Here is a 22,432-nt window from a genome sequence, read left to right on the forward strand (position 1 = left end):
AAATGTAGAACATCTCAAAACCTGTCAGTTACAATGGCAGAAACCTACGGATTTTGCCCCCATCCGAGACCTTAATGGACTTAGTGATTCAGGGCATCGATCTGATGGTTTAAGCAACGGTATTGGAGGCTCTAAGGGTTTGAATCACTCGAATCAGACCCCTGCTGAAGTCTCCAGAATCGTCAGATTCCATACCCAACTGTTGTTCTATCCCTATTTACAATTCCAAACGCCTGTGGTTGACAAGAGAAAAAATCGCGATCTTCCCCAAATCAACGAACGGATTAAATATCCAGAAGTTCGAGTTATTGATGGTGATGGCACCCAACTCGGAATTATGTCTCCGAGAGACGGCCTGAAACTCGCTCAAGAACAAGAACAAGACTTAGTGCTGGTCAGCGATAAAGCTGATCCCCCCGTCTGCCGAATTCAGGATTACGGGAAATATAAGTTTGAGCAAGAAAAGAAAGCCCGCGAAGCCAAGAAAAAACAGCACACAGCCGATGTGAAAGAAGTGAAAATGCGTTATAAAATTGAGGAACATGATTATAATGTTCGTCTTAATAACGCGCGCAAATTTCTCAAGAAAGGTGATAAAGTTAAAGCAACGATTAGCTTTCGAGGACGAGAAATTCAGCATAGCAATTTGGCAGAAGAGTTGCTCAAACGCTTGGCAAAAGATCTAGAAGAAGAAGCTGAAGTACAGCAAGAACCCAAACGGGAAGGGCGGAATATGATGATGCTCCTCTCCCCGAAAAAAGAGTTATAAGTCAAGCAGTGCCTAGGAACGAGAGCGGTCTCTTGAACCTGGGCATTGTTGGGCAGCATAAAATACCAAGATATGGAACTCAATTATCAGGGACGCGGCTTAAACAAGTGGGGACAACGGTTCTTCCAATGGTTTAACCTTCGGCCAGACGAAAGTGAGCGCACAGTCTTAATGCTGGCGTTTTATACGGCAAGTTGTGTGGGACTCAGTTGGACAGAAGCGAGTACTGCTGACTTGTTCTTGCAGCGATTTGGCGCTGAATCCTTACCTTGGATTTATATTGCCAGTGCGATTATGGGGTCAGGATTAGGGTTTTTGTATGACTGGTTGCAAACCCTGATCCCTTTGCGTAAGGTGATTGTGCTGACGGCCATACTGATGGCCATTCCCTTATTTTTATTACGCTTAGGGTTGGATCTGATTGTAATCGCTCCAATCTTGATTTTTTTGCTGCGTCTGTGGTGTGAAGCCATCTTTATTCTCAATGAATTAAATACCAGTATTTGCGCCAACCAACTGTTTAATATTCGAGAAATCAAGCGTACCTATCCGTTGATTTCCAGTGGAATTTTGATGGCGGATGTGGTCAGTGGCTTTTCCCTACCGGTGATCTTGACGTTCCTGCGAGTGGAAAATATCCTGGTTTGTGCCAGTGTGTTGATGTTTGTGGGGGGAGCGATCGCCTTTTACCTCACCCAAAATTATCAACAATTTTTCCCAGACACCACCAGCCGTGTCTCCCAAGAAGACTCTTCAGACTTTACCCAGCGCCGCTTGGGTCGCCCCGTATGGCGATATGTGATCCCCTTAATTCTGTTCTTTTTTGTGGCTCAAGGCTCTTTACAGTTCGTTGAGTTTCAGTTTTTTGACCAACTGGAAAAAAATCTCAATTCAGGAGAAGTCGCCAGTTTCCTGGGATTTTTCAATGGTGTGTTGGGAGTCTTTGAGCTGATTCTACAATGGTTTTTCTCCTCTCGGATCATTGAGCGTTTAGGGGTGTTTGTGGCGGCTTCTCTGTTGCCGGGACTGATGGGAATTATCAGTTTGATTTCCTTGGGCCATGTGGCGGATTTGTTTTGGTGTTTGATTACGCTGAAGTTTTTTGATGATTTGTTGCGCTATACGGTGGTCTTAGGGTTGGGGCCGGCTCTGTTCCAACCGCTTCCAGAAAGTATCCGTAATGGAATCCAGGCCTGGCGGGCGATCGCCGAACCGATCTCAACTGGAGCAACGGGTTTGTTACTTTTGGGAACCATTTGGTTTTGCAGTCAAATTCTGCCCCAACTTCAATCCCGACAGTCGGATGTGTTCCTGTTCCAAACCATTCTCATTTCCCTGGGCTGGTTATTGGCGATTTTCTTCCTGCGTTCTGGCTATGTGCAACTGTTGGTATCGAGTGCCAAAAGCGGCCGCTTAGGGGTCTCGGATGTGGATTTGCGATCGCTACAACGAAATGTGGCCGACACCCTGAAACAACCAGGAGCAGAGGAAGATAAGCGCTCTTGTATCGAACTGCTCAACCGATTTGACCCCCAAAATATTAACGAAGTCCTGGTTCCCCTCCTGCCTTCCCTGTCTCCTGCTCTACAACGGCAAAGCTTGGAGGTACTACTAGAACATCCTCAAGCTAAGGATGTGGAAGCCATTCGCGCCCTCACTCAAACTTCCTTGCTCCCGGATGTGTTGGCCCTAGCTCTGCGCTACATTTGGCTCACGGAAGCTGAACCCGATATCCGTCAATTACGCAGCTATCTTCAACCCTCTGTCGATCCGGTGGTGCGGTCAACGGCAGCAGCCTTAATGCTCAAGCGCGGCAATGCTAAAGCCAAAGCCGAAGCCACTAATACCCTGCGACGGATGGTGACTAGCGAGCAGGAACGGGAGCGGGTGATGGGATGTCGCGCTTTGGGGGAAGCGGTGTATATGCAAGCCCTACGGCTCTATGTGCCCAATTTACTTCAAGATGATTCCCTGCGGGTGCGCTGTGCCCTGCTAGAGGCGATCGCCGCCACCCGTTTAGAAGAATATTATCCTTCCCTACTGCGGGGGCTTTACTATCAATCGACCCGCGAAGCTTCTTGTCGGGCGCTGGTTCGCCTCGGCCATGAAGCGATACCTCTGCTCTTAGACTTGGCCCGCGATATCTATAAACCGGATCTGGTACGGATGTATGCTTGGATGACGATCGGTGAGATTAAAACACCCGAAAGTCTGCATGTGCTAACCCAAAATCTGATGACTTCTTGGGGTAGCACCCGACGCAATATCCTGAAAATCTTGATTAAATTACCCGACGATCTGGGAATTGAAAAAGTACAGACAGTCATGGGGCGATCGGGAATTGAATTATTGATTGACCAGGAATTGATGTTTATGGGTCAGCTTTATGCCGGACGCTTAGATTTGGCTGAGGAGCGGGTTTCTGGTCGAGAAGCTCAATTGCTGTTGCGATCGCTGACCGATTTGGAAACCGATTCGATTGAGCGCTGTTTTCTGTTGATGAAGTTTTTGTATCCCATCCAGAGTGTACAAGCGGCTGCCTTTAACCTCCAGTCCAATTCCATGAGTTCTCAAGCTAGAGGCTTAGAAATTTTAGATAATATTGTGGATATTCCCCATAAGAAAGCCTTGTTAACGGTACTCGATCAATATACCACTGCCGAAAAACTGACTTATCTGGAGGATTTGGTGGTGTATCAACCCCTAAATCCGAGCGATCGCCTGCGCCATCTTCTTGACTTACGCCATTTTCTCTCCGATTGGCCCTTAGCCTGCTGTTTCCATCTCGCTCAAGCCTTTCGCTGGAGTACCACCGCCGAACATATTCTCGCCGGACTTCGCCATCCCAGGGGATTTGTACGGGAAGCCGTCTTGAATTATCTTAAAGTAGCAAGCCCTTCAACCTTGAGTCAATTGTTGCCTATGCTCAAAAACGATCCCGATCGCCTGGTGGCTGCCCAAGTTCAAGCCTTAATTGAAGAGTTTGGACTCTCCCATACGGAGGTCTCCTCATCCTCAATCTTAACTGAGGATTCCTCAGATTTCCCCATCCCCCCATTCCCCTAACTCAGACCTGGAGAAGTTATGTTAAGTAGCGTTGACCGCTTGCTATTTGTGCGAGGTGTTCCCATCTTTAAGGAGTTACGGGATGATTTTTTGGTGCGCCTAGCCTCGATTATGGATGAGTTATCGTTTCCTGCTGGACAAACGATTTTTACCCAAGGACAAGAAGGACGCTCTCTGTATATTGTGGTCTCTGGACGGGTACGGGTGCATATTGGCGATCGCGATTTGGCTTACTTAGATAAGGGCACGACGTTTGGGGAAATGTCCCTGTTTGATGCGGAACCGCGATCGGCTTCGGTAACGGCGATCGAAACCTGCGACTGTTTGGTTTTAACCCAGCAACAACTCTATGATGCCATTGATGAAACTCCAGGCATTGCGGTCAATATTATTCGTTTGCTCTCCCGACGCATTCGCGAGTTAAACCAAAAAATCAACGCCCAAGAAAGTAAAATTCAAGAATTACAACTATCCAGCAAACATTAAAAGTTGATTGATTTTGAAGTCACTGTACGACATAGAAAGAAGCCCTAGAGGATAAACCAAACCCGCCTCTATGCCCTTGAAAAGAACCATGATGGCGGGTTGAAAGATCGCGCAGGGAACAACTTAGCCCAAGGCGTAGGCTGATTGTAGACCCCACCAAATTAAAACGGCAATACCACCTAAAACGACAATAGACGAGATGGCGATCGCCGCCGCGCTATCTGCGCCTTTGAATTTCATGATGCCGCGATTTAAGTCAGACATGGCGATTAGCCTCCATCAGAACAAGGGTCAAAGGTTATAACAAACTGACTCAGACATAGGGTAACGGTTCCTGGCTTGAGTGTCCACGATCCAATTGGGCGATCGAGTAGGATAGGAAAGGTCAAATCAGGCAGATACTCCGAATTCATGGGCCAGATTAAAATTCTATTACTGATTGGGGCGATCGCCCTAAGTCTTTTTACTTTCTTTGAACTTGCTCTGCGTTGGTTCTTCGGGTTTGGCAAACCCTTGATCTATCAAGCCGATCCAGAAATTGGTTATTTACTCGCTCCCTCCCAAACCACGCGCCGGTTTGGAAATCGGATTACCATTAATCGATATTCCATGCGGAGTGCTGAGATTAGGGACGAACCAGAACCCGGCATAAAACGGATCTTACTGCTCGGAGATTCCATCGCCAATGGGGGATGGTGGACGGATCAGGAGCAGATTCTTTCGACTCTGATCGGCAACAAACTTAAGGAAGAGAGGGGCAAACCCGTGGAAGTGCTGAATATTTCCGCCAATTCCTGGTGTCCGCGCAACGAAATCGCCTATGTACGCAAATATGGCACATTTGGATCGCAATGGATTATCCTGTTGATCAATACCGACGATCTGTTCGGCACTGCACCCACCTCCATTCCCGTAGGGCGCGATCGCTTTTATCCCAATCAATATCCCCCCCTCGGTATCGTCGAAGCCTTTACCCGCTTCGTTTTGCCCTATGAGTCTCCCCCAGAAATGGCAGAAGTTCGAGCCGAAAAAGGCGATCGGGTGGGCTTTAATTTACAAGCCATTCAGGACATCCACACCTACGCTCAAGAACACCAAGCCCAAGTCCTCCTAGCCATGACTCCCCTCAAGCGCGAACTCGGAGAACCCGGCCCCAGAGACTACGAATGGAAAGCCAGAAAGCGCCTCCTAGCCCTCACAGAAGCAGCTCAAATGCCCTATATCGACTTTTTACCCATTTTTAACGCCCAAGACACCCCAGAAACCCTCTACCGCGACCACATCCACCTCAGTCCCCTTGGTTACCAACTCGTCACCGAAACCCTATGCAGCCAGAACGAAACCAGAAAGTCTTCGGCTTAAAAAGCAGGCGATCGCAGCACTACGACCATTCCCCCATTACTTCAACCCCCTGCCTAACTCTGATGGGCCGCATAATGCACCAGTTGACCGAGCTTGTGACGTAGGGTTTCTAAACCGAGACGCTCACTAGCGGAGATAAACAGAGCTTGGGGATAATACTCTTGAGCTAGAGCCAGGGTATCGCCATCGACTTGATCGATTTTGTTAAACACCATCAAACTGGGACAAGGCTCGATCGCCAGATCCGATAAAACCATCGTCACCGACTCCACTTGTTGCTCCCAAGCTCGATGGGACAGATCCACTAAATGTAACAGGGCATCGGCTTCGGTAACTTCCTCTAAAGTTGCCCGGAATGCATCCACCAGGGGCGGGGGCAACTCATGGATAAATCCTACCGTATCCGTCATCAGAATAGTTGTTGGCTCTCCGGTCACGGCCTGGGGAACCCCTAACCGACGGGTGGTGGCATCCAGGGTAGCAAATAATTGATCGGCGGTATAAACTTCTGCATTGGTTAGGCGATTAAGTAAAGTGGATTTACCAGCATTAGTATAGCCAACAATGGCGATCGCCGGAATTTCCCGATGTTGCCGTTGATGACGCAACCGGCCCCGATGGGCTTGCAGTTGGTTCACCTCCCGTTGCAACCGAGATAAGCGCCGGGAAATCACCCGTCGCTCGGTCTCTAACTTCGTTTCCCCTGGGCCTCTGGTTCCAATACCACCCCCCAACCGGGACATCATTTGACCGCGCCCGGTCAACCGAGGCAACATATACTCCAGTTGGGCCAACTCCACCTGAAGTTTCCCGGCGCGGGACTGGGCCCGTTGGGCAAAAATATCTAAAATCAGCTCAGTGCGATCTAAAACCCGAATCCCGATTTGGGTTTCCAAATTTCGCACCTGAGCCGGGGATAAATCTCGGTCAAACACCACCAAGGTTGCGCCTAGGGTTTGGGCCGTTAAAGCAATTTCCGAGACCTTCCCCTTACCGACAACCGTTTGCGGATGGGGCTGCGATCGCTTCTGCTGCATCGTTTCCAAAACTATACCGCCAGCCGTTTCCACCAACCGGGCTAATTCTTGCAACCCTTCTGAAAACCGTTCCGGAGTCACTCGATCCACCTGCAAGCCTACCAATAATACCCGGTCTTGCTCGGAATCCACATCTTGGGCAACCGCTTCTTTGCGAAATTCATTTTCCAGCTCTTCCACCAAGTCCAGAAAATCAGAATCGGTCAATTGCTCTAAACTCACGGGAGGAGAAAGAATCCAATTCAGTTGGGGATCGGCGATTAAATGGGCCAGATAGGCCGATTTCACATAACCCGTCGCTCCTTTACCACTGCGATAGGAACCCCCACCACTAAGGGTTAACACTGCTAGAGCATCTAAGCGTTGCAAAGCCATAGCGGTGAGAGATGATTTATTCGGAGGACTCTGTTTCAGTTGGGTGGCAATACAGCGAATACCACTGAGTCGCTCCATGCCATATCGGGGCAGTTCCAGGGGGGGGATCTGGGTTTGGTGGGGACTGCCAACTCCCACACGGATGACTTGCCCGCGACGGTTAATGTAGCTACAGACGGGTTGATTAATGTCTGAGCTAATGGCGGCAACGCGCTGGGCAAATTCGGACGTGGTTAGGCGATCGCCCGGTAGCCGTTGATGATACAGCCGTTGCAGTTGTTTCAGTTGACTCGGCTTCAATCCTTGAATGTTGCCGTAGATAGTATCGATAGGCTCTCTCTCCCTGATTTGTTGGATAAGATTACATGGATTTTACCCTAAATACCCAATAGGTATAACACGATTGTAGTATGCCGATTCTATGGGGTTGTTTTTAGCGATAAATCTTAACCGAAATTTGTAGCAGAAGACGACTCCGACTTGTTGCCGTGGGGGATAATGCGACCCATCACTGCGCGATCGCCAAAACTAACTGAGAGTATCTGGATCGATACCCAATTGCGCCAGACGCTCTCGTAACTGTTCAATGGTCTGCTCTTTCTCTGCAAGCCTTGCTTCAGCGCTCTCTGCTCGCTCCTGTTGGCGATCGGTTTCCTGACGCTGGCGTTCCGTTTCCTGGCGTTGGCGATCGCGCTCTTGTACGACATCCTCATAAGTCCCGAACGCTTCCCCAGTCGGCGCGAACACCTGCAACTCTGGCGATCGGGTACTAAAACTCACTCCCAATAAAGGACTTCTCCAACCCTCCATTTGAGGAATTTCCGTTAATCTCCCTCCACGTCTCAACCATCCTTTTAGTTGATTCTGTTTCGGATTGTAGACATAATATTCTTCCACGCCATAATGGTCGTAGAACTCAAACTTATCGTTCATCTCTCCTGTGGTATTGCTCGGCGACATAATTTCCATCGCCACTTGAGGCACAATATTTCCTTCTTCCCATTGTTTATAAGAACCTCTATCTTTTTTCTCCACTCCCAAAACTACCATCACATCTGGCGCTTGGCAGAAGGCTAAATTTTCTTCAACTCCCGTTAACGTTCCCGCTTTTCTGGGATACCACAACAAATCCCCAGCCACAAACACATTTTGTCGCTCTTGAAACAGAACTGACAATCCTCCGACAATCGTTGTCATTAAACGAAATTGAACTGTATTATCTGCCATCGGCTTGCCATCACTGTCTGGGTAGAGTCGAGCATCAATTTGCGCTTGAGAAAGCAATTCTTGTACCATCGTTTTCTACCTGAATACCGATCGGGTTTGCACTCCTGTTTTGAAGATATCATAGTTCTAGATTTGATATGAGAGACTAAAAGCGAGCAAGATGCTCGCACTCCCCATCTCCCCATCTATAAACGAATTTCAATCACCTGTCCCGGCTGAACAATGGGGGACGTGAGGCGATCGGATTGGCCTTGAATAGGGAAAGTGCCTTCAGATCCGAGAACCAGGGCTGTGGCTTGAAAGCGACTCTGTTGACCTTGGGTTTCAAATTGCCCTATCACCCGCGTTCCTACTGGGATCAGTAAACGCCCCTGCCGATCGCGAAGGGCTTCATCCACAATTAACACTTCTTGCAGGGGAATACCGGCATTGAGAACCAGGCTCTCCTGTCCGGGATAGCGCAATGTTAACCGGGTTCCGCGAGGCAAGATGGAGCCAGAGGTCTGGGCGATTCTGACCCCGGAATTTGACGAGGGCAAATCTTGTCCAAACTCGATTACGGGAATCACCGTAGAGCCGATGGGGGGGACATCTGAGGCAGTAGTAAGGGGCTGAGGGTGCGATCGCCGTCTCATGCCCACTAAATCCGGTGTGGTTTCTACGGAGGCCGGTTGGGTCACCAAGGAAGCGGCTGATGCTCCGGGGGTGGGTTCTTCTGTCTGAGCGGCTGGCGGTTGGGAACGGGGAAACAGGGGAGGAACGGACACCAGGGGCTGATTGGCTGGGGCTTCAAACCTCCCTGGCGGCAGATTCAGGGCTGATGTTGAGCGATCTTCAGCAATCAACGGACGGATTGCGATTTTATACAGTCCTGCCGATGTGGGAGAGGATGCGATCGCCACCGATTCTGGGGCTAACTTCACCCCAGGAGAAAGGTATAAAATTAAATTGGTTTGATTGGAATTTGAACGCTCTAAGGAAATTTGCTGAACCGCTCCAGAGTAACTATTTTTTTCCGTTGGTACTTGAATTTCCGTATTCGGTAATTCTATAATCAGTCTGAGGGGATTCTCGACAACGAAGTACCGAGGGGCAATCTCTCCTTCAAGGGTTAACTCTAATTCGGTTTTTAGGGGGTCATATTGCCATTGTCTGAGTTCCCCAGCGAGGGAGGGACAAGGGAAGAACCATAAGGCGATCGCTCCTAGCACACCTAACCCATTCACAGCCATGCCGATTTTAGATACCCATGCCTCTATTCTAAATTCTTTGATTGGTCTGTAATTCATATCACACCTTTCCAGAAAAAAAATCACAAGTTGACAAGGGTATTATCACATCAAGATTTCATGAATTCTTAGATACTAATAGATAGACATGCGTAATCCTAGGGGGGAAACGATGCTATGTACCTGTACGAACACGACTCGACCACCGAAAGCCATATTGGACGGATGAATTGCTCTGATGGCCTTAGCGCCCACTCAACCCCCAATGTTCATAAAAGACTGGTAAAACGCACCCAGCAATTGGCCCAAGTTAACTTAGAGTTAGCGGATGAAGTCGCCAAGCGGAGACAAGTGGAAGAAAAATATCGCTCCATGTTTGAGAATGCCATGGAGGGCATGTTTCAAAGCACCCCAGAGGGTGAGTTCATCAGTGCGAATCCCGCTCTGGCTGAGATTTACGGTTATTCTAGTGTAGAAGCCCTGAAGGGTGAGGGAATTCAAGTAGGAGATCTTTATGTAGACAAAGACCGCCGCCAGGAGTTCGTTGAACAATTAACGAAGCAAGGACGGGTACGCGGTTTTGAATCGCAGATTCGCCGACCGGATGGGCAAGTGATTTGGATTTCGGAAACGGCCAGGGAAGTACGTGATGCAGACGGAATCCTTCTTTATTATGAAGGCATGGTTCAGGATATCACCGATCGCAAACAGGCGGAATTGGCAATCAAAGAGTCAGAATCGTCTTATCGCCAACAGTCAGAGGCGCTGCAACAGGCTTTAGACCAGGTACAACTAGCCCAAAGTCAATTGGTGCAACAGGAAAAAATGTCTGCCTTGGGTCAGTTGGTTGCGGGAGTCGCCCATGAGATTAATAATCCTGTCAGTTTTGTCTGTGGGAATCTGACCCACGCGATCGCCTATACTCAAGATTTATTAGAGTTAGTCGAACTCTACCAAACTCACTATCCCGAACCCGTCGCCGAAATTCAAGAGGCCCAAGAAGATCTAGATGTAGAGTTTTTAGTCGAAGATTTACCCCAAGTGCTGACCTCCATGGAAGTGGGAGCCAACCGGATTAAACAACTGGTTCGGAGTCTGCGCCATTTTTCCCGTGCTGACGATCAAACCCTGCAACCGGTGGATCTCCATGAAGGTTTGGATAGCACCTTAATGATTTTACATAATCGCTTAAAAGCCAAGGGCAATCAACCAGAGATTGTGGTGCAAAAAAACTATGGTGAAATTCCCCAAGTGGTGGGATATGGGGGACAACTCAATCAAGTTTTCATGAATTTGTTAAGTAATGCCATTGATGCGATTGAAGAAAAGCTCGAACAAGGGGGTTATGCTACAGAAAATCCCCAAATTGAGATTACCACGAGTTTACCCTCTGGCGATCGCGTAGAAATTCGCATCGCTGATAATGGCACAGGTATGACTTCAGAGGTTCAAGAGAAAGTGTTTAACACCTACTTTACTACCAAGCCTCTGGGCAAAGGCACAGGATTGGGACTATCCCTGAGTCAACAAATTATCGCTGAACGCCATAGCGGACAGTTGAAATGTGAATCTCAACCCGGTGAGGGAACCACATTTATCATTGAGTTAACCTTGAAATAGGCTAGAGAATTGAGCCATTACCCATTACCCACTATATCGCTATTGTGCCCAGGGTTCTCCTCTTTTTGATAATCAAGAATGGGTGAGCTGATGCCACCCATTCCCAGACCTGTCCCTGACGTTGACGGGCAATTTATTCTTCTTCTTCATCCTCATCAGAAGGATAGACAAAATTGGATCGTCCTGTAAGAATGGACTTACCCAGAGACATAGCTTTCTGGGCTTCGAGTGCTGCCTTGCGTTTCCAGACAGCGCGACGCTGATTGCGTTTGGTTTTAGAGGTTTTCTTTTTGGGAACAGCCATAGGAAGAGGGTTATTTTTCCACAACCTTTCAATTGTAAGGTAAAAATGGGCTTGGGCCAAGATGATCCGGGTTATAGAAATTGGCGCAAATCAAATTCTGGGGGTGACTCTTGGGGATGCTGTTGCTTGAGTAACATCAGGGGCAGATGATGGGTGATATCAACAATACCGCGCAATTCATCTTGGAGGATCTGTAGCCCCCCATTGGCATATTCTTCAAGGATGTGGACTTGCTTGGCGATCGCCTCTGGGGAGGATAGGGAAAGCACGTTAACGTCTTCTGTTTTGGCGATCGCCAATAAGCGAATGGCGCGATCGTATCCTCGTGACCTAAAAATTTCCCAGGCAATGGGGGCAGGTTCCTTAGCGATGGTGTCATCTAGGGGAACGGCTTGATTGCGCTGATAGCCTAGGGAAGCCGCAAACATCACCGCATCCGCATAGGTTTCAAACGGCGCATTATCCTCATCAGACTCAACCAACCGCTTGACCAACTCCCCCTTATCCTTTGCTAATCGAATGCGGTATCCTGCCATCCTATTCCTCTTGATTCAGCAAGTCGCTGGGGACGAGGTTCGTCCCAAGGATGTCTTATGCTTTCTGAAACCCTAAACCATTTTCTTGAGCGTAGCGTTCCATAAAGCGCATAAACCGATCCCACTCAGCCTCTCCCTGCATTAGCAAGAAGGCTTCCACCGTAGTGGGTTTACCATCAATAAACTTAGCCGTCACTTCCCGACTGACCAATTCTCCCTCTTCATCAATCAGATGCAACCCGGTTACTTCATCGGTATTACCTTCCTTAAAGACGGTGGGATCGGAAAAAACAAACGTTGCTGTACCACTACTTTTATCTTTAGCACGGGTTAGACGCACTTCCGGGACATCCTTTTCTGTGATGCCTTTGGTTAACTGGATTTCTGCCATCTTTTTATGATTTAGTGTAATTCAAACGGATTGAAGGTGTTTTACTATCATCTCAGTCTCAGGACACTTGTGCAACTATAGCCCTGGGCGCTGGTGATGGATTAAGGCCGGATTAATTGGGCTTTTACTCGCGATCGCTTTAATTCTCGCACTAAACGCTCCGCTTGATGCAGATAGAGCCGTTTTGGTAAGATGTGGGGCAAGTTATTCATCAACTCACGAGCGCTGCTTAAACGATATCCAACAATCCGAGCAATCACATTAGCGCCATCAAAAGCCGAATCCATGCTCAAGGCAGAATCGATACGAACCTGGCAAGTTGGCGCAGCTATGGTTCCTTGCTCAATCCGTTTTAATCCTTCAATGGCGGACAATACCACAATGCGATCGCCCACTGCCAGCAGCAGATCGTCAGAAGGCATCAAAGTTGCCGTCTCTGTTGACGTTTGATGAAGAACCACGACTACCCCATAGCCATAAGCCACTTCACTAATCAGTAATCCATGTAATGTATCAATCGGTTCAATTTGATATTCCGTGACTAAAATGGTTTGATGATAGCGAAACAGACTAATAATATTTTCACCAAAGGCCGCTCCTGCAAAGGCTTCTGCTGCTACTTCATAGGTTCCCAAAATTTGCACATTGGTCAGTAAATGACTTAAATATCGGCTCAAGCCTTGGCCATACGTGCCAATCACTAAATGAGTGTTAGGATTCAACCGCCGAGCCATGAGTGCAATTTCCAGATTCAGCATTTCATTATTTGTGGTAATAATCACACTTTTAGCCGTCCTGACATTGGCTTGAGTTAGGCTTTCGGTTAAATTGCCGACAACTAGGGGAATATGGGGGAATAAACTTTGATCGAACTTGGGATTAAAGGGAATAGCGACGATCGCTTGTTCTAGATTATCCAAGAAACTCGCGACCTGTTGACCGAGGCGATCGAGTCCCACTAAAATTAAATGATCCGTTTTAGGAATGGGAGGACGGCGACGCAATAATTCAAACTTAGAGGAAAGAATTGCTTCAGTGAGCAGAGCATACAAAACACCCACAAATGCTGTACCCACCAAGGTGAGAGTAAAGGCAAATAACTGTAAACCTGGAGGAATTTTGGCGACCGGTTCTAAGTGGCCAAACAATTCTCCATAGTCTCCGAGCAAAAGAATCCCTGTTGCATAAAAGGCATAAAGCCAGGTGGTATTGGGATAGTAAAATTTAAATAAAGTTGTGCCTAGAATTAATAGCACAAGGACAATAACGCCATTGATTATTGCGACTTTTCGTACTCCACTCATCAAAAAACGAGTTTTGAATTTTTGCCCTTGCAACTGCCAAAAATTAACATTAAACAGTTGCTTTTGCACCAAATGGCGGCATCTAGCCCCAAGCGTTTGAGGTCTTCCGGATTCAGACCCATTTCTCCTGAATTTGGGGCCTTGTCGGCCATCGGTCAGTGAAAACTTTTCTACCACTTCGACATAAACGACTGTATCTCCTGTTCTCACAATCTTCTGGGGATTCCACTGATAAAAATCCGGCACTAATCCCGGTCTGGGGAGATAAAATAACACCCGTCGCTTACTGGTATTGAGGTCTTGAAGCGATCGCGCATTACACCATCGATGACCCTCTTCTAGTCGATGGGCAATCACTTGCAGATTTTGACCCTCTAGTTCAAAAAACCCCAAGGTTTGGGCCCCCAAACCTGCCAAACCAAAGGCACTGGCGATCATTTGCGTCGGTTCAGCCGCAAAAAAATTACCCAACTGTTCGCTCAACAGTTGATTCAAATTATGGGCCGCAGAACGCACTACAATTCTGACACTGGGATTTAGTTGCCGTACCGCTAAGGTGGTTTGGGCATTAACTTCTTCATCACTGGTGACAATTAACACTGTCCGACAGGTTTGAATCTGAGCCTGTTCGAGAATATGGGGTTGCCGACAGTCTCCGACAATCAAGGTATCCAATAATTGAGGAACCTTAGATAATTCCCATTGAGCAGGAGGTCTTTTTTCAATGGCACTGACAACGACTCCAAAATTCTTCAGAGCAATCACACATTCTTGACCGAGACGACCTAATCCACAGATCAAAAAGCGATCGCCATTTGACTCTGGAGCATTGGCTTCTGATGCAGTCGAAAGCGTTGACATAACCTGGTTTCTCCCTTAAAGCATGGGAAACAAGTAAGAGGGGGTTACTGCAATGCTGTTAATGCTTGTTGCACTTGAAAGATGACTGTAGACCAATCTCCGGGTTGGGTTTGGCGAAATAAGCGGACGGTGGGATACCAGGGACTGTCAACGCGCAGGAGCATCCACCGCCAATCACAGCTAAAGTGTAAAAGTATCCACGTGGGTTTGCCTAATGTGGCTCCTAAGTGGGCGATCGCCGTATCCACCGTAATCACTAGATCCAGTTGCCGGATAATCTGCGCGGTATCCAGAAAGTCCTCACAGTCTGGGTGGAAGGGGTGGATGGGGGTTGGCTCGATTGGCTCTATTTGCTGGCAATTATCGCCCTCAGAACTGTCTTTTTGCAGGCTATAAAATTGCACCTTGTCGCAATTGAACAGGGGCTGTAAGTCAGAAAATGAACAGGATCGCAGATAATTATTGGGATGTTCCCAGTTGCCTTGCCACCCTAATCCCACTTTCAGTTTACCTGGTGTTTCTGGAAGCATTAGATTTTCAGGAAGATCGGGTAAGGCAAAGGGAAGCGGGGGCGCAATGGTGTTTAAGGAAGTTTTGCTCAGGTGAGGTAAACTCATTAACGATGCATGTTCATCAAAGGACGGCAGGGTTTCTTCCCTAGTCACAATTTGCTCAACCTGCGGCAAGGTGGCAAATAGACGCTTCAAAGGTTGGCGACATTCGAGGATAATTTTGGCTCCCTGTTCTTTTACCCAGGGGAGATAGCGGATCATTTGTATCATGTCCCCTAAACCTTGTTCGCTATAGAGCATGAGGGTTTTACCGGCTAGGGGTTCACCGTTCCAAGAGGGTTGGGTAAGGTTGCCTGTGGTGAATTCTTCGGTTTTCCAGCGCCATTCATATTCACTAAACCCTTGTTCGAGAAAACCGAGACTGAGCAGTGCAAAGGCAAGTCCGGTATGGGCTTTGGGTTCTTCGGGGTTAAGTTTTAGGCATTTTTGATAGGCAAGGATGGCTTCGGCGATATGACCCTGTGGGATGAGGGCATTACCGAGGGTATAATAGACTTCAGTATAGTTGGGGTTCGCTTGGAGAGCGCGATGATAATAAGCGATCGCCTCTTGACGACGTTTAAGGTTAATTCCGGTCACTTTTTCTTGCTCTTGTAGGGTATTGCCCAAATTCAGCAGCGCTTGGGCAAAGTTAGGATTAAGATTCAAGGCTTGCTGGTAATAGGTAATGGCGCGATCGAAGTCCTGCTGTGCCTTATAGAGATTACCGAGATTATAGAAGCTTTCCACCTGATTCGGATCGATGGCGATCGCCTGTTCATAAGCGCGTTTAGCTTGCTCGACCTGATTTTGCTGATGGTAGAGTAAGCCCAGATTACTGTAAGCCCCTGCATGACTCGGTTGTAGCTCTAAGAGAACTTGATAACAGGCGATCGCCTCCTCTTTGCGTTCGCTGGCACCGAGAGCGTTACCCAAGTTAAACCGCGCTTCAATAAAATCGGGTTTGAGGGCGATCGCCCTTTGGTAATGGGCGATCGCCTCCTCTAACTTTCCCTGTCCCCGCGCTACCATCCCCAATAAACACAGCACATTCGTATTCTCTGGTTCTTGCTGCACAATTTGCCCATACACCTCTTCCGCTTGGGCATATTTTCCCTGTTGGTGATAGGTCAAGCCTTGTTTTAATAATTCTTCGGTAGACATTCATTGTTAATTATTTATTATTAATTCTCTGGCAACTGATACTGATCCACGATTTTCTTCGCAAACTCTGGTACGTGCTGCTCTAATTTTTGTGGATAGTTGCGCTTCGTATACAGATAGTTGCGGGTAAAGTGGGAATCAATGGAAAAGCGGGCATATTCTAACCCTTTGGGGCCGATTTTTTCGATGACTACCCCCATTAATTTGGCTGCCCACATGGGGAGAGTCACCCCTTGATCGTAGGCGGGAATACTTTGTTGAACCGCTTGACGGCGATCGCCTTTCGACATCACTGGCTGAGTTTCCAGTTGCTCCATCGCCAGATCTAGCATCTCTTTGCCCGTATCATTGCGAACCACAATCCACTGCCACCCGAAGGGCGCACCCATATAGCCCACGACTAAATCGGCAAGGGAGTTCACATAGTCAAAGCATGTCATACACGACGGTGCGAACACATCCTTAAGTTGATTGGTCTTCAGTCCGAAAAAGGGCACGGTTTCCGTAGAGCCATCCTCATGTTTGAAATGCACCCGGAAATCCTGCATAAACTCATAATGAACGACGGTTTCCGGCGATCGGCTGGTGGTTTCCAAAAACTTTTGCAACCCCGCGCGAGTCACATTATCCACACAAGGCGTTCCCAACACATAGAGCTTCTCTAGCCCCAATTCCTTCTCAACCGCTCGCAGGGCTTGAATTTGACAGCCCACCCCGATCGCCAGCAAGCGCTTCATCCCCGACTGTTCCACCTGCTCCAAAATCGACAAATTTGGGGAAAGGGTCGGCTTATTCACTCGTGCCGCCAAAATTTCCTCTGGAGTGCGGGCAATCACGGGCATCGGTTGAAATCGATCCTCCGGGGTGTTTTGGACGCACACAACCCCTTCTACCTTGCCCTGAGTCAACATTTCAATGGCGATGGTACTCACAATTCCCGTCCATTGCGCCCCCTCGATGGGTTCTAGTTTCCGAGCCGCCATCATTTCCTGATGAACGCCAAAATAGAGTTCATCTTCATTATCCAATTGGCGATCGCGCCCATGACTTTGGATTTCCAGTTCCGGAATCTGCTGATTAATAAACGCGCAGGCTTCCTTAACATAGTGAATATAGTAAGTATCGCACAGTCCACATTCACTACAGAGTTCTTTCGCCGGACGCACACTACCGGGTTTGATAGCTCTGGCTTTATGGTGTTTGGGAGCAGTAGAAGTCATGGGGGCAATACAGAATCACAAAAAGGACAACTTCTTACTACCATACCGCGTTAAGGAGTCATAAGTAATCCCCAACTCTTATTCCCCATTGCCAGCATGTAGCGCTCCAATTTTAGATTGGAAAAACTCCTCTAAGGACTGACGGGCTAATTTTAACTCCAGCAGTTCGGCATCCATTAACCGCAAACTGGCGATAAAATCATAGGGATTCCCTTGAACTTCACCGATCCAACAGCCGCGATCGAAGGAAAGATTGGGAATCCAGCGTTTAATCACCTCTAAAGTGCCTCCTTTACCTCGTGCTTGGTAGGATTGCACTTGACCTAAGAGTTCATCTAAAGAACCACAACAAATTAACTCCCCTTGGGATAAAATGGCGATGCGATCGCACACCTGCTCCACATCGGACAAAATATGGGAATTAAAGAACAGAGTCTTCCCAGCCTGCTTCAGGGATAAAATAATCTCGCGGATCTGATAGCGCCCAATGGGATCTAGCCCGGACATGGGTTCATCGAGAAAGACTACTTCTGGATCGTTAATTAAGGCTTGAGCAAAGCCAATGCGCTGCTTCATTCCCTTAGAATATTGGCGCAGTTGTTTGCTTTTGGCGGTTTTGATATCTAATCCCACCTGTTCCAACAGTTCGGGGATGCGGGTACGAGCAACCGTGGTGGGAATTTGGAACAAACCGGCGGTAAAGAGTAAAAACTCCCAGCCAGTGAGATAATCGTAGTAATAGGCATTTTCGGGCAAATAGCCAATCCGTTGCTTAATGTGGCGATCGCCTAACGGACGACCCAGCAACACCCCCCGTCCAGAAGTTGGGCGTACAATTCCCAGTAACGTCTTCAGGAGCGTCGTCTTCCCTGCCCCATTGGGCCCGAGTAAACCAAAGGTTTCTCCAGGATACACCCTCACAGAGCAAGATTTCAGGGATTCTATCTTCTGGTTTAACCAAAACCCCGTCCGGTAAACCTTACTCAAATCCCAAGTTTCAATTACACACGCAGTTGCTTCAGTCATAGGTCACGTCAGGGCGCAATAAGTATTGATAAGTAATGAGTAAGGCTGATAACCTGCCATTACCCATTACCCATTACCAGGATTTAGCACTCGCTCTAGATCATAAACCATTCCGTGATACTAATATCCCCCAGGGAAACTTTAACCGAAAAGCGATCGCCCCGTTCAGCACTAAAATCGAGTTGCATAGATTTCGTACTTCTAGAAGAGGCTTGCATGACGACCTCATCTTCGTCATCTAAAATCGACAATTGCAGGTTTGGGGGTAAATGGGATTGGTTCCCTAGGGGATAGACTTGTACAAAAATATCAAATTCTTCATGCACCATCGGATGAATACCTATAAATAATCCAATGGGTTCACCGTTGGGGTCTAATTGTAACTTTTTGCCCCGTTCGCAGTGGGCAGGCGCAGAAGCGGTAGCACTAGGATATCTAAAATTTAAAGCCATTTGGGGTTGGGAGGTTGACCAAAATTCCCTCCAAGTTTGCCAACCGGAGGCCAGCCTATCCTCTAAATTGTCTAACCATTCGGTCAGCATCACTGGATGCAAATGTTCCAAGAGGGTATCGAGGGAGTAAAATTCAGTTAAGGGAACTTCTGAATCATAGACCTGGGGGAGATATCCCACAAGATTGGCTTCTGTGAGATCTGCGTTGAGTTGAACGGCAATATAAGCCAGGCGATCGCCCCAGGTTTCTGGCGGAATAATACACTTAGATGCTCCCGGTAAAACGGGCCGACACTCCACTCGACCTTTGCCCTTAATCCATAGGTCAGCACTATTAGAAAGAGATTGCAAAATGGGTTGATGACTGTTAGAGGTTTCCCAATCAGGAACGAGATCGAACCATTCTAAGTAGGTTTTCACCGCCTGAATCGCTAATGTATTCAGATAAACTTGTTTCGCTTTACCCGGATCGGCTTGATTTTGGGCACATTGGGCTGCCTGCTCATGGGCATTCAGGGTTAAGGGCATGGTGATTGTAGGATTAGTTTTCATCATCGTTCGAGTTGGAAATAGTTTGGGTCAAAATATAGTCTTGAATTTGGGCAGAAAATTTAGCTAAACACCGGTGATAGAACCGATTGAGTGTAACTAGGCGAATACCTAATCGATCGGCTGTTTCCTGCCAGGAGTAACCCTCAATCATTCTCAGGGCGAGAAACTGAAAATTAGCAGCCGGTTTGCCTACAATATGGGTTCGCTTAAAGATTCCGTCAGGATCGGCGCGAATCCAACCAATCACCTGTTCCGAGATTAAGGGCATTCGTTCCGGATAAATTTGTTCTAAGGTGACGGGCTTTTCGGGCTGATTAAACTGTTTTTCTAAATCATCAAGGCTGAGTCGTTGTACGCCCCTGGGAATGCTTTGCAAAACCCACCGAGACGCTTCAATGAAAAACCGTTTTTCTAGGAGATAGTTGGCCCATTGTAAGACTTCGCCTTTGTCCGGATCGTAGTCATCAATTCGGTGGCAAAGATGGTAAAACAGTTGCTGTTTAGCTTCTGCATAAATCTCTGCATAGTGGTTTTTAAATTGATTACGCCTGGGTCTGGCGAGTTGATCGGAGTCGATCAGAGTCCGGATGAGTTTGCCCAAAAGCTGCTTCCGGTGCAGGCTTTTGGGGGGGTGTTGTTTGGCGGCGATCGCCAAGGGTTTTAACGTTTGGTCTAACTCTGTTAGGTCTGGTAACTCTGCCATGCCTTCCGTACTAATGAGAGAACCTTTAAGGGCAAGGTGCTGCATGACACCTCTATAGGGTTCTCAGTTTTTTAGGGGGCTTTTTATGCAGGATTTACAAAATTTTACATTTATCGGGCTAAATGTTAAGTTTTATTGCAATATTGGGGTGTTTTGCATAAAAACCTAGGGATTTTTCTGAGAGATCTAATGAAGGCTTCATGAAGTCTTCGCGATTTTAGCGTTCCCTAGGAGATCCATCCGATGATTTTAATTCGCGATATTGTCAAGCAAACCCTGATGAGTGGATATCTATCACGTACCCACGAAGAGCAACTTCGGTATCTTCTCCAATGTACGCGCTACGGACTAGAAGATATTCAAGCCTTTCACCAGCTTCAACAGGGGGTTTTAACTGGAAAGGTGGAACAAGAGTCTCGGAGCGCCTCTAGGGTTGCTGGGTAAACTCTTGTTTTGCCCCAGTGAAGCGATCGTAGAGAGCGCGATGGCGCGATCGTCCATATTCGTCGTTGCGGGTTTCATATTGCTTGACCCAATCAACGAGAACCTCAAGCATTGCTTGTTGCTCTTCGGGGGCAGCAAATTTTTCCGGTTCCCAAGGTCGTTGGTAACAGTTCTGGACACAGGTTTCGATACCTGGATTGAGAAAGCGCAGTTCGGTGCAGTAAGGTAAGGCTGCTTCAACTAAATCGGCATAGCAGCCTTCAATCACCCATTGTTCATGCTCTTGGATAAATGAGAGCAATAGGGCAATACTTTCATCCAGGGGTTTTCTTTCGGGCCCTGGGTTCCAGGCAATTTCGTCTAGAGATAATCGGGCAATAGCCCGATCGCCAATTAACCGACGAGCCATGGTGGTTTTGCCTGCACCCGCGTTACCCAGCAGGATAATTCTCATTCTTCTACTTGCCAGAGTTGTTTGGTAAATTCCGGGTCGAGGATATGATGGGGGCGCATCACTAGAACCACTTGAGCTAAAAGGGGATGCTCTGGCTCAGTATCTGACCATTGCAGTTCCAGTTTCCCCCCGATGTTGACCAAAAAATAGCGATCGCTCTGCCATTGTCGTTCCTGGCGATCGACTAAAATTAAAACCGGTTCTGAATTCTTGGATAGGGATTGGGGCAATTGTTCGCTGTTGGCTAACAGGGCTACCGGATCGTCCATTCCCCGAATCACGGGCCATCCAGGAACCGCCACAAAGGCCGAAGTTCCCTGGCTACGAACCACGCCAAAGGGGTCAAGGGGTTCGATAAACGGTACAGCTTTCCAATCGTCGAAACTGAGGGGAAATTGACCAACAACCGGAATTACGCGGGGGGATTCATCTGCCGATTCTAGGCGATATACGGGTAATCTGGGGGCACTTTTTTGAGGAACGACGGTAAAATCTGTCAGTAGATGTTCCAGATGTTGGCGAGCTGTCCCACTCTGAGCATAGCGCAGCCCTTTAGCAATCAGGCGCGATCGCTCTTGAATATCTTTGTGTTCACGGGCACTTTTCCAGCATTGATGGGCCATGATATCTCCCGGATGCTGAGAAAAGCCTTCGGTGGGGGAACTGTTGCGGGAGAAATCTTTGATTGCTTTGGCCAGTTCGTGGGCCTGATCGGCATCCAGGTTTTGTTCTAAGCTAAACTCGGCCGCTGCTACCCGTTGGGGTTGGGTGAGGATACGGAACTCGTAGAGGATATCTGAGCTTTTTTGGTTAAAGTGCGATCGCACGTTTTCCTTAATATCCCCTTTGATTAAACTGGTGTAGACTTGGGCCGCCACCATCACCTGATTTTGTTGTACCGGTTCAAATCCCGTTTCTTCAAAAATGCGATCGGGTTGATATCCCGCCTTTTGCAGTTGGTTACAGGCTTGGCCCCACTCAACCCATGTACCTTGTTTGCGGCGCAGTTGCAGCAGCAAGGCCTCTGCATCAATGGGTTCGGTATTGGGGGCTGAATAGGGGGAATAACTCATAGCCGTGACTTTTTACGAAAGTAATACGGGAGTCTTTCATCCCCGTCAATTTATTGCGGGGATGAAAGACGACACGAGCGGCTAAAGCCGCCTTGCTTCCCTATTGTACCTGTTCTAGGGCAAACTAAAACCAATGATGTAGTCAGCAAAAGATGAGAGCGCGATACCAATATCGAATCTATCCAACCCAGCGCCAGACACAAAAACTTGCCCAGTTGTTTGGCTG

General features: G+C 47.9%; 23 protein-coding genes. 7 read left to right on the plus strand and 16 right to left on the minus strand.

All coding sequences use genetic code 11. The annotated features are described in order from the left end of the window. The first annotated feature begins 235 nt into the window (after positions 1 to 235). The 3 genes from infC to PJF56_RS10840 all read left to right on the plus strand — a co-directional run bounded on the left by infC (position 236) and on the right by PJF56_RS10840 (position 4,321). On the plus strand, positions 236 to 769 hold the full coding sequence (gene infC / locus PJF56_RS10830) for a translation initiation factor IF-3 (RefSeq protein ID WP_283768747.1): 534 nt from the start codon (positions 236 to 238) through the stop codon (positions 767 to 769). 72 nt (positions 770 to 841) lie between these two features. Next, on the plus strand, positions 842 to 3,835 hold the full coding sequence (locus tag PJF56_RS10835; protein ID WP_283762688.1) for an MFS transporter: 2,994 nt from the start codon (positions 842 to 844) through the stop codon (positions 3,833 to 3,835). Positions 3,836 to 3,853: 18 nt separating this feature from the next. Next, the gene (locus PJF56_RS10840) at positions 3,854 to 4,321 is read left to right on the plus strand and encodes a Crp/Fnr family transcriptional regulator (RefSeq protein WP_271942585.1); all 468 of its coding nucleotides are present in this window, start codon (positions 3,854 to 3,856) and stop codon (positions 4,319 to 4,321) included. 123 nt (positions 4,322 to 4,444) lie between these two features. Here the strand turns inward: PJF56_RS10840 and PJF56_RS10845 are convergent, their stop codons facing one another. Both PJF56_RS10845 and PJF56_RS10850 read right to left on the minus strand, forming a co-directional pair. After that, a complete protein-coding gene (locus tag PJF56_RS10845; RefSeq protein WP_283762689.1) occupies positions 4,445 to 4,585 on the minus strand; it encodes a hypothetical protein in 141 nt (46 codons plus the stop codon). Between the two features lie 5 nt (positions 4,586 to 4,590). Continuing rightward, positions 4,591 to 4,734, minus strand: coding sequence for a hypothetical protein (locus PJF56_RS10850; protein ID WP_283762690.1), 144 nt, complete (start codon positions 4,732 to 4,734; stop codon positions 4,591 to 4,593). On the opposite strand from PJF56_RS10850, the gene PJF56_RS10855 reads away from it, so the two are divergent. Then, on the plus strand, positions 4,733 to 5,683 hold the full coding sequence (locus PJF56_RS10855; RefSeq protein WP_283762691.1) for an SGNH/GDSL hydrolase family protein: 951 nt from the start codon (positions 4,733 to 4,735) through the stop codon (positions 5,681 to 5,683). The two genes, PJF56_RS10850 and PJF56_RS10855, sit on opposite strands and share 2 nt — an antisense overlap. Before the next feature lie 53 nt (positions 5,684 to 5,736). Here PJF56_RS10855 and hflX read toward each other — a convergent pair whose 3' ends face one another. The 3 genes from hflX to PJF56_RS10870 form a co-directional block, all read right to left on the minus strand. Further along, complete coding sequence (hflX, locus tag PJF56_RS10860) at positions 5,737 to 7,425, minus strand: GTPase HflX (RefSeq protein WP_347179520.1); 1,689 nt, start codon at positions 7,423 to 7,425, stop codon at positions 5,737 to 5,739. A 198-nt stretch (positions 7,426 to 7,623) separates the two neighbouring features. Then, complete coding sequence (locus PJF56_RS10865) at positions 7,624 to 8,391, minus strand: Uma2 family endonuclease (RefSeq protein WP_283762693.1); 768 nt, start codon at positions 8,389 to 8,391, stop codon at positions 7,624 to 7,626. Positions 8,392 to 8,507: 116 nt separating this feature from the next. Continuing rightward, positions 8,508 to 9,611, minus strand: a complete 1,104-nt coding sequence (locus PJF56_RS10870; RefSeq protein ID WP_283762694.1) for an AMIN domain-containing protein — start codon at positions 9,609 to 9,611, stop codon at positions 8,508 to 8,510. A gap of 117 nt (positions 9,612 to 9,728) precedes the next feature. Between PJF56_RS10870 and PJF56_RS10875 the strand changes: the two genes are divergently transcribed. Further along, positions 9,729 to 11,171 carry a sensor histidine kinase gene (locus PJF56_RS10875; RefSeq protein WP_283762695.1) on the plus strand — a complete coding sequence of 481 codons (1,443 nt, stop codon included), beginning with the start codon at positions 9,729 to 9,731 and terminating at the stop codon, positions 11,169 to 11,171. A gap of 133 nt (positions 11,172 to 11,304) precedes the next feature. On the opposite strand, the gene rpmF is transcribed toward PJF56_RS10875, so the two are convergent. The 9 genes from rpmF to PJF56_RS10920 form a co-directional block, all read right to left on the minus strand. Beyond that, complete coding sequence (gene rpmF / locus PJF56_RS10880) at positions 11,305 to 11,475, minus strand: 50S ribosomal protein L32 (protein WP_271940070.1); 171 nt, start codon at positions 11,473 to 11,475, stop codon at positions 11,305 to 11,307. 71 nt (positions 11,476 to 11,546) lie between these two features. After that, positions 11,547 to 12,011 (minus strand): DNA phosphorothioation-associated protein 4, encoded by a 465-nt coding sequence (locus PJF56_RS10885; protein ID WP_283762696.1) that lies wholly within the window; start codon positions 12,009 to 12,011, stop codon positions 11,547 to 11,549. A 55-nt stretch (positions 12,012 to 12,066) separates the two neighbouring features. Further along, positions 12,067 to 12,402, minus strand: a complete 336-nt coding sequence (psb28, locus tag PJF56_RS10890) for a photosystem II reaction center protein Psb28 (RefSeq protein WP_283762697.1) — start codon at positions 12,400 to 12,402, stop codon at positions 12,067 to 12,069. A gap of 101 nt (positions 12,403 to 12,503) precedes the next feature. Next, complete coding sequence (locus tag PJF56_RS10895) at positions 12,504 to 14,567, minus strand: potassium channel family protein (RefSeq protein ID WP_283762698.1); 2,064 nt, start codon at positions 14,565 to 14,567, stop codon at positions 12,504 to 12,506. A gap of 44 nt (positions 14,568 to 14,611) precedes the next feature. Then, a complete protein-coding gene (locus PJF56_RS10900) occupies positions 14,612 to 16,282 on the minus strand; it encodes a tetratricopeptide repeat protein (protein ID WP_283762699.1) in 1,671 nt (556 codons plus the stop codon). Between the two features lie 20 nt (positions 16,283 to 16,302). Continuing rightward, positions 16,303 to 17,502: a Coenzyme F420 hydrogenase/dehydrogenase, beta subunit C-terminal domain gene (locus PJF56_RS10905; protein ID WP_283762700.1), complete on the minus strand. Its 1,200-nt coding sequence runs from the start codon at positions 17,500 to 17,502 to the stop codon at positions 16,303 to 16,305. 78 nt (positions 17,503 to 17,580) lie between these two features. Next, positions 17,581 to 18,528 (minus strand): ABC transporter ATP-binding protein, encoded by a 948-nt coding sequence (locus tag PJF56_RS10910; RefSeq protein WP_283762701.1) that lies wholly within the window; start codon positions 18,526 to 18,528, stop codon positions 17,581 to 17,583. A 95-nt stretch (positions 18,529 to 18,623) separates the two neighbouring features. Then, on the minus strand, positions 18,624 to 19,532 hold the full coding sequence (locus PJF56_RS10915) for a DUF1822 family protein (protein ID WP_283762702.1): 909 nt from the start codon (positions 19,530 to 19,532) through the stop codon (positions 18,624 to 18,626). Continuing rightward, on the minus strand, positions 19,522 to 20,280 hold the full coding sequence (locus PJF56_RS10920) for an RNA polymerase sigma factor (RefSeq protein ID WP_283762703.1): 759 nt from the start codon (positions 20,278 to 20,280) through the stop codon (positions 19,522 to 19,524). Before PJF56_RS10920 ends, PJF56_RS10915 begins: the two co-directional genes overlap by 11 nt. A 198-nt stretch (positions 20,281 to 20,478) precedes the next feature. Here PJF56_RS10920 and PJF56_RS10925 point away from each other — a divergent pair, with 198 nt between their 5' ends. Continuing rightward, on the plus strand, positions 20,479 to 20,679 hold the full coding sequence (locus tag PJF56_RS10925; RefSeq protein ID WP_283762704.1) for a hypothetical protein: 201 nt from the start codon (positions 20,479 to 20,481) through the stop codon (positions 20,677 to 20,679). On the opposite strand, the gene PJF56_RS10930 is transcribed toward PJF56_RS10925, so the two are convergent. Next, a complete protein-coding gene (locus tag PJF56_RS10930) occupies positions 20,663 to 21,133 on the minus strand; it encodes a P-loop NTPase family protein (RefSeq protein ID WP_283762705.1) in 471 nt (156 codons plus the stop codon). The two genes, PJF56_RS10925 and PJF56_RS10930, sit on opposite strands and share 17 nt — an antisense overlap. Beyond that, entirely contained in the window at positions 21,130 to 22,206 is a 1,077-nt protein-coding gene (locus PJF56_RS10935) for a RuBisCO accumulation factor 1 (protein WP_283762706.1), read from the minus strand. The genes PJF56_RS10930 and PJF56_RS10935 overlap by 4 nt, the downstream gene beginning before the upstream one ends. 152 nt (positions 22,207 to 22,358) lie before the next feature. On the opposite strand from PJF56_RS10935, the gene PJF56_RS22365 reads away from it, so the two are divergent. Next, on the plus strand, positions 22,359 to 22,432 hold a 74-nt coding region (locus PJF56_RS22365), incomplete at its 3' end, for a helix-turn-helix domain-containing protein (RefSeq protein ID WP_430540883.1).

Origin of the sequence: Roseofilum halophilum BLCC-M91 (genome assembly GCF_030068445.1) — a bacterium.
GTDB classification, from domain to species: Bacteria; Cyanobacteriota; Cyanobacteriia; order Cyanobacteriales; family Desertifilaceae; genus Roseofilum; species Roseofilum halophilum.